The following is a 12,739-nucleotide window of genomic DNA, read 5'->3' on the forward strand; positions in this document are numbered from 1 at the left end:
TTACAAAAGCATGTTGGTATAATTTATTGTGCAACTATAAATGATTGCCAATTAGTAGCAGGCTGGTTGAGAAAATGCTTTCCTGATAAGCGTATAGAAATATATAATGGACAAGTAGATAAACATTTGAGAATAGATTTAGAAACCGATTTTCTGGGTGATAAAATTGATATCTTAGTTGCTACAAGTGCTTTTGGTATGGGGATTGATAAGCCTAATATTGGCTTTGTAATACATTTTAGTAAGCCCAAAAATGTTATTGAATATTATCAGCAGATAGGCAGAGCTGGTAGGGGGAAGGAGATTCCTTTGGCTTATGCAGTGCTTTTAGCATCGCCTAACGATGATGATGTTAATAAGTTTTTTATTCGTAGTGCTTTTGCTACTAAAGACCAGATGATGTCCATTTTTGATTCTATAAAAAAAGCTGATGGTATTTCGAAAGATGATGTTATAAAAGAAGGAAGGCATACGAGTGGATTAGTAGATAAAGTAATAAGATATCTTGTAGCGCAAGATGCAGTGATCAAATATTTTGATTCTGAATCGAGAACTACAAAATATATAGTTAAAGACAATAATTGGCATCCCGATGAAGAGCATATTAATCAATTAACACAACTGCGCCATATGGAATTAGGAGATATGAATGCTTACATTGCCAGCAAGCAATGTTATATGCAATATGTAACCGCTTTATTGAATGATAAAGCATCAAAGCCGTGTGGGCATTGTGCTTTTTGTAAATCTGAGCAGTCTTTGTCAGAGGAATATTCAGCTAGTATAGCATCAGAAGCTGAAGATTTTATTGATAGCTTTGATTATGATGTTGCTGCAAGAAAGAAATGGGCAGTAACTAATAATTTTATTCCAGCAAACGAGAGAATTTGTGGCGATAAAATTTTTGTCTTAACAAAGTATGGTACGGGTAATTATGGTAAGCTTGTTAGAGAAGGCAAATATGAATCTGATCCAGCATACTTTGCAGATGAGCTTGTTGTGGCAGCAGCCAAAAAGCTTAGAGAAGTAGTTCGCAATGAAGACATAAAATACCTTATTCCCATTCCGTCGCTCAACCATCCTTCTTTGGTAAGCAGCTTTACAGAGCGTTTAGCCAAAAAGCTAAATTGTCAATATCTGGATATATTGGGTAAAACTAGTAAAGAAGAACAAAAAAATAAGCACACTTCAGTTCAACAGCAGAAAAATATTGAGGATAGTGTTTTTATAAAGGATAATACTTTGTCAGATGCTAATGTACTTTTAATAGATGATATGGTAGATTCCAAATGGACGATTACTGTTGCTGCCAGCAAGCTGGTTCGTGAGGCTGGTATGGCTAAAGTATTTGCTTTTGCCTTAGCTAATTCACAGAATAGTGAGGATTAAAAATGTCTCATTTAAGCGATAATGCTAAAGTTACAATATTGTTATGTTCTTCACTTGCGCTGAAGGATGATGTGAAACCGTTTACTGCCATTCAGTGGTATAATCTGAGTGTCAAGATATATAAATCTAAGCTGAAGGAACCTGCTGCCTTGCTTGGTTTAAGTGCAGATGAGCTGATTGCTAAACTTGCTATTTCTGAAGCTGATGCTTCAAGAATAACTGTGCTTCTGTCAAGAAGTATAAATGTTGCTTTTGAGTTACAGAAGCTTGAAAGTAAGGGGATTAATGTTATTACTAAAAGTGATGATAATTATCCAAAGCGTCTGATAAAAGTTTTAGGGGGGCGTTATGCTCCGCCTATGCTTTATTATAGCGGAAATTTGGAACTGGCTAAAAATGATTGCATTGGTATTGTAGGCTCTAGAAATATTGATGACAATGGTAAAACTGTGTGTGCTACCATAGCCCAAAAGGCTGCACTAGCAAATATAACTGTTGTTTCTGGCGGAGCTAGGGGTGTTGACAGTACATCGCGTACCATAGCATTAAAAAATGGAGGAGCTTGTATTGAATTTTTAGCTGATTCTATGGCTAAAAAAATAGTGCAGGGAGAGTACATAAAACCAATTTTGCAAAACAGGCTGTTAGTTTTTTCTGTCGTAAGTCCAAATCAAGGTTTTTTGGTATATTCAGCTATGGATAGAAATAAGTACATTTATGCAATGGCTAAAAAAACCTTTGCTATAGCTGCTGATTTAAATAAGGGTGGAACATGGACGGGTGTAATGGAGTCCCTAAAAAGAAAGTGGGGACATCCTTATGTCTGGGATACTGATATCTATCGTGGTAATTCGGAATTGATAAAAGCTGGTGCAACTCCTTTTTCTAATCCTAATGAACTTGATTTTTCAAATTTGGAGCAGGATGAAGCTGTTAATAAATTAACTATGGATAATTTATTTGCAGAACCATCTGATACAGAAGCTTATCTGGTCAGTGATAATTCTTCGGAATATAGTCAGGAGAAGGCCTTTAACAGTGATGCAATTTATAAAGCTGCTTTGCCAATAATCAAAGATTTTCTTGAAAATGAGCATACTTCGAAGGAGATAATTGAAGCATTAGATATTGTTCCTAAGCAAGCAGAGAAGTGGTTGAAAAAGGCTGTTGCTGAAAAGCATATTATCAAATTAACAAGGCCAGTAAGATATATTGTTGCAGAGGATAATTAAAAGTAATAACGCAATGTAGTAGATAGCATTTGAGTTGTAGTTGCTAACCTTTGGGTATGCTTGCTGTTGGCCTGAGCTGGGAGTATTAAGCCTAAAGTCTGCAAGAGTTTAATATATGCTAAAACATGAAAACACCGACGTCTGCCGTACTTGTGGTACGGCGGATGCCGGTGTTTTTTGCTGGGGGGAAGGTATAAGCTTACAGGCTTGCTGCTCTCTCCAAGAAGCCGCGCAGAATGTCGCAGGAAGCGGTGAACTTAGCCTGCTCTTCTTCCGCCAGCGGCAGCTCTAAAATCTCTTCAATACCGTTTTTGCCGATTACGCAGGGAACACCTGCAGCTACGTCCTTCTGGCCATATTCGCCGCTAAGTACGGTGGAGCAGGGCCAAATCAGCTTTTCGTCATGGAAGATGGCTTTAATCAGCATGCAGGCAGCGTTGGCAATGCCGAATTCCGTGCAGCCCTTGCCGTCGACTTCAATGTCGCCGGCTCTTTTAACCTGCAGCTGCAAATCCTCCAGGCTGAGTGCTGCCAGCTCCGGACGTTCAGCGCGCAGCTGGGCAAAGCTCTTGCTGCCGATACGGATGGCAGACCAGACAACGAAGCTGGAATTACCATGCTCGCCCATGCAGAAGGCCTGAATAGATTTGCGGCTGTAGCCTGTAGCGGCGCTGAGCACGCGCAGCAGGCGGTAGCTTTCGAGGCTGGTGCCGGTGCAGAAGCAGCGCTGCGGCTCCCAGTTCATCTTGCGGCGGATATGCTCGCAGATGATGTCTGCCGGATTAGAAATGCTGATCATAATGCCCTTGAAGTCAACCTGCTTAAGGTGGCTGATAACCTCGTTGGCCATCTTAATGGAATCGTCAAACATATCAAGACGTGTTTCGCCGGGACGACGGCTACGGCCGAAAGCCATTACCAGAATGTCTGCATCGTTCAGCTCGCTGTATTCACCGGCGCGGATGATGGCATCACGGCCGCAAAGTGCACCGCTGACGCCGTCATCTAAGTCCAGCGCCTGTGCGGCAGCCTTTTCCTTGAGAATATCAATGAGCACAATATCGTCAGCCTCACCGGATTGGATAAGAGCTAAAGCAACATGGGAGCCGACATGACCTGCGCCGACGATTACAACCTTACGAGTTTTTAACATAACCAAAGCCTCCTTATGAAAACAGGGAACCGTCCCCACTAATGCTGGAGATAGTTCCCTCATTTTTGCTATGCTGTAATAAATATGCCAATGCCGTATTTATCACATTTCGCTATATTATTTGTTTGCTTCTGCTTCAGCAATAACCTTGTTGATATCTTCGATAAGAGCATCAACATCAATGCCGTGAGCGCCAGCGCCCTGACCGATGGTTTCGAAATGAGCAGCCATGCAGCCGATGCAGCCCAGACCATATTCAGCGAAAACCTCCATGATTTCAGGATGGTTTTGAACGGCTTCAATAATGCCGGTATCTTTAGTAATCATTGTATAAATCTCCTTCTTTTAATAAAAATTGTACACATAATCCGTACTTACTCATTATATCATTTGTATCTCTAAAAGCCAAATTTATTACGGAAAATTTTTTGCGAAATCAGCTTGACAGAGTTCACATTTTTTTAATTATTTTTTTACATTAAGCTGTGAAATACTTGCGTTTGCAGCCGATTAACGCTATAATGGAGAAAAGTGGTGTAATGTGGGTGAAAAGGGGGCGACATTATGCTTTTGGGTGAATACGAACATACCATAGATGCCAAAGGTCGTCTTGCTATGCCTGCAAAGCTGCGTGAAAGCTTGGGCGGTAAGTTTATCATCACCAAGGGTCTTGATGGCTGCCTTTTTGTATACGATATGGAGCAATGGCAGAAGCTGGAGCAAAAGCTGTCCGCCTTGCCGATGAGCCGCAAAACAGCGCGTGATTTTACCCGTTTCCTCTTTGGCGGTGCCTGCGAGGGCGAATGCGACAAGCAGGGCAGGGTGCTGCTGCCGGCAAACCTGCGTGCTCACGCCGGTCTGGAAAAGGATGCTGTAATCGTTGGCGTTGGCAGCAGAGCTGAAATCTGGGACGCCGGCCGCTGGAACAAATATAATGAAGAAAATGCTGAGGATGTGAGCGAGCTTGCCGAGCAGCTTGCTGATTTAGGCATATAAGATTGGTGTTGGCTATGGAATTTAAGCATACAAGTATCCTGCTCGCTGAGAGCGTGGAGTTTTTGATAACAGATAAAAATGGTATTTACGTGGACTGCACCATGGGCGGTGCCGGTCACACCAGTGCCTTTGCCGCTCAGCTGGAGGCTGGTGGCCTGATGCTTGGCATTGACCAGGACGATGATGCGATTGCGGCAGGCTCTGCGCGTTTGCTGAACAAGTTTGCCTGCAAAACCGCTGTTGCCAAGTCTAATTTTGAAAACTTTTCCCAGGTATTGGATTCTATGGGCATTGATAAAATTGACGGTATCTTTTTTGATTTGGGCGTTTCCAGCTACCAACTGGATACACCGGAGCGTGGTTTCTCATATATGCATGACGGACCTTTGGATATGCGCATGAATAAAGAAGCAAGTCTGGATGCAGAGTATATCGTCAACCACTATAAGGAAGAAGAACTGGCGGATATTATTCACCGTTACGGCGAGGAGCGCTGGGCGAAGCGTATCGCACAGTTTATTGTGGCAGCACGCAAGGAAAAACCGCTGACCACTACCTTTGAGCTGGTGGATGTAATCAAGAAGGCTATCCCCAAGGGAGCAAGGCTTGACGGCCCGCACCCGGCGAAGCGCACCTTCCAGGCGATTCGCATTGAGGTGAACAATGAGCTGGGAATTCTGGCTGATACGATGGAAAAAGCTGTGGACCGCTTAAAGAGCGGCGGACGTATCGGCGTTATTACCTTCCATTCGCTGGAGGACAGAATTATCAAGCAGACCTTTGCTAAGCTGGCCAAGGGCTGCACCTGCCCGCCACAGCTGCCTGTATGCGTGTGCGGCAAAAAGCCGCAGCTGCGTAAAACCGGCAATATCGTTCCCTCCAAGGCCGAGGTTGAAGAGAATCCGCGCAGCCGCAGTGCTCGCTTGCGTTACGCAATTAAGATTTGACAGATAGATTAAGATAGATGTGATGTGTGATGAAGGGTGATTTTGATGCTTGCTAGAAAATACGACAATTACGCCTGGCAAGAGCAGCCTGCTGAGCAGTACGAAGCCCCGCAGCCTGTCCGTCGCAGAAGACGTAAACCTGATAAAATGAAGCTTATCCGCAGTGGACTGTTCAAAATTCTGGCAGTTGTCATGGTGGCTTATTTCGCTATGGTTCTGCGCAGCGAGGCTATGGTGCAGTGCAGCAATGAGCTTGTCAGCCTGCAGAAGCAGGAGGCGCAGCTGATTAACCAGAACAACGAGCTGAGAATTGAGGTTGAACAGCTCAAAGGTCCGGAGCGTATTATCGGCCTGGCAGAGCAGCGCCTTGGTATGAGCGTTGCCCGCAGCAACATCTATGTTAAGGCTGGCGAGAATGCAAAAAGCAGCAATTCTTTGGCTACCAAATAACAAATATACATAGCCATTCACTGTATATTGTGATATAATTTGAATGGGTTTTTGGGAGGCAGCCTTTTGGCTGCCGTTTCAATTTAAATTCTCCAGTATAAAAAATCTATAAGAAATTTATGCTTTTGCCGTTATGCCGCAGAAGCTGAAACAGGAGGTTTATAAATGGAAAAGCAATTAGCTTCTCTCCTTGCATTGCTGCCGCAGGCTGAAGTCCTTGGCAGTGCTGATAAAGTAATTACTGATGTAACTGCTGATTCCCGTGCAGTTGTGGCTGGCAGCCTTTTTATCTGCCTGAAGGGCGCGACTGTAGACGGACATAAATTTTTGGCGATGGCTGCCGAAAAGGGCGCTGTTGCTGCGCTGGTGGAAGATGTGCCGGCGGAAGTGCCGCAGGGCATTACCCTGATAAAGGTTGCTGATACGCGCGAGGCGATGGAGCTGGTAACGCCGTATTTTTATGATTACCCCGGCCGCAAGCTGAGAATGATTGGCGTGACCGGTACTAACGGTAAAACCACCTCTACTAACATTATCCGCCTGATTCTGCGTAAGGCAGGCTACAAGGTGGGCCTGATTGGCACCATCAATATCATGATTAACGATGAGATTACTGAATCTCACAACACTACTCCGGACGTAGTTGACCTGCAGAAGACGCTGTATGCTATGTGCTGCGCCGGCTGCGACTACTGCGTAATGGAGGTTTCCAGCCACGCGCTGGCACTGAAGCGTGTTGCAGGCATTGAATATGACTGCGCTGTGCTGACGAATATTACCCAGGATCACCTGGACTTCCATAAAACCATGGAAAATTATCGTGATGCCAAGAGCCTGCTCTTTGAGCATCTGACTGACGGCGATAAGCCGAACAAAAATGCTGTCTTCAACATGGACGACGCCAGCTCCGCGATTATCCGCGAGCGTACCAAGGCTAACGTGCTGACCTATGGCGAAGGCCATGACAATGACATCTACCCGCTGAGCTTTACTGTAGAGCCGAAGCATATGCAGCTTTTGCTGCACACTCCGGTGAGTGAAATGGACCTGGAGCTGAAGATTACCGGCGAGTTCAACGTGTATAATGTTATGGGCGTTATCGGTGCGATGCTGGCTGAAAAGATTGACAAGGATATCATCTGCTCCGTGCTCGACGGCTTTGACGGCGTTCCCGGACGCTTCCAGCTGGTTGAGGCAGGTCAGCCTTATACCGTAATTGTTGACTATGCGCATACTCCCGACGGCCTGGAGAATGTGCTGAAGACTGCACGCTCCATTACCCGCGGCAAGCTGTGGGTGGTGTTCGGCTGCGGCGGCGACCGCGACAACAAGAAGCGCCCGCTGATGGGTGCATTGGCGCTGCAATTGGCTGATAATATCGTCGTAACCTCCGATAACCCGCGTACAGAGGATCCGGAGCTGATTATCGACGAAATCTTTACAGCGCTGCAGGATGTGCCTGCAGGCAAGCAGGTTACCCGTCTGAGCGACAGACATGAGGCTATCTGCTATGCGCTGGCCAACGCTGCTGCCGATGATGTAATCCTGATTGCCGGTAAGGGCCATGAAAATTACCAGATTTTGAAGGACAGAACTATTCACTTTGACGATAAAGAAGTTGTAATGGAATACTGGAGTGATAAAAAATGCTGAAGGCCAGTGAAGTTTTAGCAGCCACCAAGGCTGTTTGTGCAGATTTTGAGTTTAGCGGCGTAACCACCGATTCACGTGCGGTGAAGCCGGGAGAATTGTTTGTAGCGCTGAAGGGCGATAATTTTGACGGCCACGATTATTGTGCCAAGGCTGTGGAGCTGGGTGCTGCGGGCGTTGTTGTTTCCCATGAGGTTAGTGGCCTGCCTGCGGGCGTTGCTGTGTTCATGGTTGATGATACACTGCTTGCCTACCAGCAGCTGGCGCATGCCTACCGTCTGCGTAAGCAGGGCCTGAAGGTTTTTGCTATTACGGGCTCTAACGGCAAAACCTCTACCAAGGATTTGCTGGCTGCCTGCTTGAGCTGCAAATATAATGTTGTCAAAACTCAGGGCAACTTCAATAATGAAATCGGTCTGCCGAAAACATTGCTGAGCATTCAGCCGGATACGGATATTGCCGTTGTGGAAATGGGTATGCGCGGCCTGGGTCAGATTGCTGAGCTGTGCCGCATAGCAGAGCCTGACAGCGGCCTGATTACCAACGTGGGTGAAACCCATATGGAGCTTTTGGGCAGCATGGAAAATATCGGCAAGGCTAAGAGCGAGATTGTAGTTAATCTGCCGGAGGATGGCTTTGCTGTGCTCAACGGCGACAATGAATACGTGCTGGCGGCAGCAGGCAAGACGAAGGCGCAGGTTGTGTACTTCGGCCTGGGCGAAAACTGCGACTTCCGCGGCAGCGACATTGTGACCAGTGGCGCAGGCACTACCTTTACCTGCACACACAAGGCTACAGGTGAGGCTGTGAAGGTGAGCCTGCAGCTGATTGGCGAGCATAATGTTTACAACGCGCTGAGCGCTATTGCCGGCGCTTACTGCTACGGCGTGCCGCTGGCAGCCAGTGCGCAGGCATTGGCAACTGCCCGTCTTACAGGCAGCCGCCAGGAAATAATTTATATCGGCGACATTACCTTTATCAATGACGCATATAATGCAAGTCCTGCTTCTATGGAAGCGGCACTGAAAACCTTGGCGGAGGCCAAGAAGGCAGCGCATGGCAAGGCACGCACTATTGCTGTGCTGGCTGACATGCTGGAGCTGGGCGCTATCAGCGAGGACGCTCATCGCCGCGTGGGGCGCTGGGCTGTAGAAAACGGTGTGGACTTTGTGCTGACCTATGGCCCGCAGGCTGCTTATATTGCGGACGAGGCTGCTAAGCTGGGCGGCAAGAGCAAGCATTGCGCTGACCGTCAGGAGGCAGCGGATGCTTTGCGTCTGATGGCTAATGCAGGTGATATTATCCTGCTGAAGGGCAGTCATTCCATGCAGGTTGACAAGATGCTGGAGCTGTTCAAGTAAACTTTAGAGAGTGAGATTTAATAGATGTTGAAATTAATCGGAATTCCTGTGACTGCGTTTATCGTTTGTGCCTTAATCGGCCCGGTGCTGATTCCTTATCTGCACAAGCTGAAGTTTGGCCAATCCATCCGCGAATGCGGACCGGCAAGCCATATGGCTAAAAGCGGCACACCGACGATGGGCGGACTTATGATGCTGGCAGCGTTGCTAGTTGCTTTGCTGTGGGGCAAGTTTACTCCCCATGTGATTATTGCCCTGGTGCTGACGGTGGGCCATGCAGTTATAGGCTTTATAGATGATTACATCAAGGTTGTAATGAAGCGCAATCTGGGCCTGACAGCGAAGCAAAAATTTTTGCTGCAGTTCATTCTGGCCGGCGCTTATGTATATTTTGCTGAAACCCATATCCACAATACCGAGCTGTGGGTTCCGGGCATCAACGCTGTTATTGACCTGGGCTGGGGTTATTATGTGCTGGCCTTCTTGCTTTTGGTTGGCACAACCAATGCCGTAAATCTGACAGATGGTCTGGACGGACTGGTTTCCTTTGTCAGTCTGCCTGTTACCATGGTTTTCGCTTTTATTGCTTACATGCAGGGTATGTTGGATCTGAGCGGCTTCGCTCTGGGTCTGACCGGTGCCTGCCTTGGCTTTTTGCTGTTTAACCGTCATCCTGCCAGAGTATTTATGGGTGATACCGGTTCCTTGGCCTTGGGCGGTGCTATTGCCGCTTTAGCGCTTTTGACACGTACAGAGCTGCTGCTGGTTATTGTCGGCGGTATCTATGTAGCGGAAGCACTGTCGGTAATTATTCAGGTTACCTATTTCCGCTTCAGCGGCGGTAAGCGTATTTTCCGCATGTCTCCGCTGCATCATCATTTTGAGCTGGGCGGCTGGCCTGAGGTTAAGGTTGTGCGTGTGTTTACAGCAGTAAGCTGCGTATTGTCTGTCATTGGCTTATGTCTGTGGCTTAATGCATTTGTATAAAAAATCTTCGGCTATAACCGTTTTGTCGCAAATTTTGCGGTTAAAGGGCTATAGCCTATGTATGTTTATGAATAGAGGGTGTTTCTTGATGACTAAAAAGGATGCTGTAATCGTTTACGGCGCAGGCATCAGCGGCCGTGGAGCAGCGCAGGTGCTGGCAGATAAAAAGCAGCAGGTATATTTGTATAATGATATGGACTGCACTTTAGAGCCGCAGCTGCTGCAGCTTTTGCAGAGCGTTGGCGGTGGGCTGGCCATCGGTCAGGCTGCATTTGAAGGCCTGCTTGATATTGCAGGGGTGTTGGTGCTTTCTCCGGGTATTGCCTGCGATAACGCAAATGTGCTGCTCGCAGAGCAGCGCGGACTGGAGGTCATCAGCGAGGTAGAGCTGGGCTACAGGCTGTACGGCGGTCATATTGCCGCTATCACCGGTACGAACGGCAAAACCACTACCACTACTATCGTGGGTGAGATGCTCAAGCGTTTGCCAGTGCCTTCCGCTGTGGGGGGCAACATTGGCCTGGCGCTGTCTAAGGAAGTAGAGAGCCTGCCGCAGGAAGGCTGGCTCGCTGCTGAGCTTTCCAGCTTCCAGCTGGAAAAAGTCAGCAGCTTCTGCCCTGATATCGCAGTAGTGCTGAACCTGACTCCGGATCATCTGGAGCGCCATCATACGATGGAGGCCTACGGCGAGGCGAAGAAAAATATTTTTCGTCAGCAGGGTGAGGCACAGGTTACAGTGCTGAATTACGATGATCCTATCGTGCGTACCTGGGGTGCGGAAACTAAAGGCCGCCTGTGTTACTTCAGCCGTAAGGAAAAACTGCAGCAGGGCGTATATATGCAGGATGGTGACTTTATCATCAGCTGGGACGGCAAAGAGGAAACTGTCTGCAATATCAGCGAGCTGCATCTGTTCGGCGGTCACAACGAAGAAAACGTGCTGGCAGCCATTGCCTGCGGCTTTTTCGCCGGTGTGAGCATCAGCGATATGGCTGATGTGCTGCGTAACTTCCGCAGCATTGAGCACCGCATTGAGTACGTCGCTACCATCGACGGCGTACCGTATTATAACGATTCCAAGGCTACCAACACCGATTCTACGATTAAAGCGTTGGAGGCCTTTAAGGACGGCCACATCATCCTGCTGGCAGGCGGTCACGATAAGCTGACACCGCTAGAGCCGATGATGGAGCTGGTGAAGGAAAAGACGGATGCCCTGATTCTGCTGGGCGCAGCCAAAGAACGCTTCCACAAGGCGGCTGTTGACTGCGGCGTGCAGAACATTGTGCTGGCCGACAGCTTTGAGGACGCAGTAGCTAAGGCGCATGCGCTGGCGCATAAGCCACAGGTAGTGCTGCTTTCCCCGGCCTGCTCGTCCTTTGATATGTTCAATAATTATCCGGAACGTGGTAACTATTTTAAAAAGCTGGTACACGAGCTGGAGGGAGGTAACGTTAAGTGAAGGTAATTCTTTCCGGCGGCGGTACGGGCGGACACATTTATCCGGCCCTGACCATTGCGGACCAGATAAAAAAGCTGCAGCCTGAGGCGGAGGTCAGCTTCGTAGGTACCAGGCAGGGCTTGGAGAAGGATATCATTCCCCGCTATGGCTACAAGCTGCAGTTCATTGAGGTGGCAGGCTTCAAGCGCAGTCTGAGCTTTGACACCCTGCGCAGTGCGGCCAAGCTCTTTGCAGGCCTTTATGATGCCTACAAAATCATCAGCGACGAAAAGCCTGACTTGGTGATTGGCACCGGCGGCTATGTCTGCGGTCCTGTTGTCTTTATGGCAGCGCTTAAGGGTATTCCATGCTGCATTCAGGAGCAGAATGCGATGCCAGGTGTGACCAATAAGATTTTGTCACGCTATGTACGCAAGGTCTTTTTGGGCTATGAGGCAGGCCGCAAATATTTCCATGGCAAGGCAGAGCTGGAATATACCGGCAACCCTATCCGCAGTGAAATATTGCAGCATACGCGCGAGGAGGCTATTAAAGAGCTGGGGCTGGACGCCAAAAAGAAGACAATTCTTGTCAGCGGCGGCAGTCGCGGTGCACGCACCATCAACAACGCTATGCTGGAGGCCGAGCTGGCGCTTTCCGGCAGACCGGAGGTGCAGGTGCTGCATGCAACAGGTGATGTGAACTACGAAGCCTATATGGCCGAAATCAAAAAGCGTGGCGGCGTGGCTGATAACATTATCATCAAACCGTATCTGCATAATATGCCGGTGGCGCTGGCTGCCGCAGATCTGGCAGTATTCCGTGCCGGTGCAATCGGCCTGGCGGAGCTGATGGCGAAGGGCGTACCATCGCTTTTGGTGCCTTATCCGTATGCTACAGCAAATCACCAGGAATTTAATGCCAGAGCGGTAGAAGCGCAGGGTGCAGCCAAGGTTATTTTGGATAAGGACCTGACTGGCGATACCGTTTTGGAATTTATCGAGCATTTATTAGTGCACGAGGAGGAATTGCAGCAAATGCAGGCGGCAGCCAAAAAGCTTGGCAGACCGCAGGCTGCAGAGGTTATAGCCGAAGAGGCTGTGGCCTTGACTAAACAATAAGGGAGGGCCTCG

12 protein-coding genes are annotated in these 12,739 nt (G+C 48.0%); 10 read left to right on the forward strand and 2 right to left on the reverse strand.

The window, feature by feature from the left end:
• On the forward strand, window positions 1–1,389 hold a 1,389-nt coding region (locus RDW05_RS03800), incomplete at its 5' end, for a helicase-related protein (protein ID WP_307977895.1).
• Window positions 1,390–1,391: 2 nt separating this feature from the next.
• Window positions 1,392–2,621 carry a DNA-processing protein DprA gene (locus RDW05_RS03805; RefSeq protein WP_307977896.1) on the forward strand — a complete coding sequence of 410 codons (1,230 nt, stop codon included), beginning with the start codon at window positions 1,392–1,394 and terminating at the stop codon, window positions 2,619–2,621.
• Between the two features lie 199 nt (window positions 2,622–2,820).
• Here the strand turns inward: RDW05_RS03805 and RDW05_RS03810 are convergent, their stop codons facing one another.
• Window positions 2,821–3,774 (reverse strand): L-lactate dehydrogenase, encoded by a 954-nt coding sequence (locus RDW05_RS03810; protein WP_307977897.1) that lies wholly within the window; start codon window positions 3,772–3,774, stop codon window positions 2,821–2,823.
• A gap of 117 nt (window positions 3,775–3,891) precedes the next feature.
• On the reverse strand, window positions 3,892–4,101 hold the full coding sequence (locus RDW05_RS03815) for a DUF1858 domain-containing protein (RefSeq protein ID WP_021719814.1): 210 nt from the start codon (window positions 4,099–4,101) through the stop codon (window positions 3,892–3,894).
• Window positions 4,102–4,338: 237 nt separating this feature from the next.
• On the opposite strand from RDW05_RS03815, the gene mraZ reads away from it, so the two are divergent.
• From mraZ to murG, 8 genes are all read left to right on the forward strand, one after another.
• Window positions 4,339–4,770 (forward strand): division/cell wall cluster transcriptional repressor MraZ, encoded by a 432-nt coding sequence (mraZ, locus tag RDW05_RS03820; RefSeq protein ID WP_021719813.1) that lies wholly within the window; start codon window positions 4,339–4,341, stop codon window positions 4,768–4,770.
• A 14-nt stretch (window positions 4,771–4,784) separates the two neighbouring features.
• Window positions 4,785–5,717 carry a 16S rRNA (cytosine(1402)-N(4))-methyltransferase RsmH gene (gene rsmH / locus RDW05_RS03825; RefSeq protein ID WP_021719812.1) on the forward strand — a complete coding sequence of 311 codons (933 nt, stop codon included), beginning with the start codon at window positions 4,785–4,787 and terminating at the stop codon, window positions 5,715–5,717.
• Between the two features lie 45 nt (window positions 5,718–5,762).
• Entirely contained in the window at window positions 5,763–6,167 is a 405-nt protein-coding gene (locus RDW05_RS03830; protein WP_304277611.1) for a septum formation initiator family protein, read from the forward strand.
• 165 nt (window positions 6,168–6,332) lie between these two features.
• Window positions 6,333–7,820, forward strand: coding sequence for a UDP-N-acetylmuramoyl-L-alanyl-D-glutamate--2,6-diaminopimelate ligase (locus tag RDW05_RS03835; RefSeq protein ID WP_307977898.1), 1,488 nt, complete (start codon window positions 6,333–6,335; stop codon window positions 7,818–7,820).
• Entirely contained in the window at window positions 7,814–9,178 is a 1,365-nt protein-coding gene (gene murF / locus RDW05_RS03840) for a UDP-N-acetylmuramoyl-tripeptide--D-alanyl-D-alanine ligase (RefSeq protein ID WP_307977899.1), read from the forward strand. The genes RDW05_RS03835 and murF overlap by 7 nt, the downstream gene beginning before the upstream one ends.
• Before the next feature lie 24 nt (window positions 9,179–9,202).
• A complete protein-coding gene (mraY, locus tag RDW05_RS03845; protein ID WP_307977900.1) occupies window positions 9,203–10,165 on the forward strand; it encodes a phospho-N-acetylmuramoyl-pentapeptide-transferase in 963 nt (320 codons plus the stop codon).
• Between the two features lie 88 nt (window positions 10,166–10,253).
• Window positions 10,254–11,627 carry a UDP-N-acetylmuramoyl-L-alanine--D-glutamate ligase gene (gene murD, locus RDW05_RS03850; RefSeq protein WP_307977901.1) on the forward strand — a complete coding sequence of 458 codons (1,374 nt, stop codon included), beginning with the start codon at window positions 10,254–10,256 and terminating at the stop codon, window positions 11,625–11,627.
• The gene (gene murG / locus RDW05_RS03855) at window positions 11,624–12,727 is read left to right on the forward strand and encodes an undecaprenyldiphospho-muramoylpentapeptide beta-N-acetylglucosaminyltransferase (protein WP_307977902.1); all 1,104 of its coding nucleotides are present in this window, start codon (window positions 11,624–11,626) and stop codon (window positions 12,725–12,727) included. The genes murD and murG overlap by 4 nt, the downstream gene beginning before the upstream one ends.
• Window positions 12,728–12,739 lie beyond the last annotated feature (12 nt).

The sequence above is a fragment of the uncultured Phascolarctobacterium sp. genome (genome assembly GCF_902463975.1).
In the GTDB taxonomy this organism is placed as follows: domain Bacteria; phylum Bacillota; class Negativicutes; order Acidaminococcales; family Acidaminococcaceae; genus Phascolarctobacterium_A.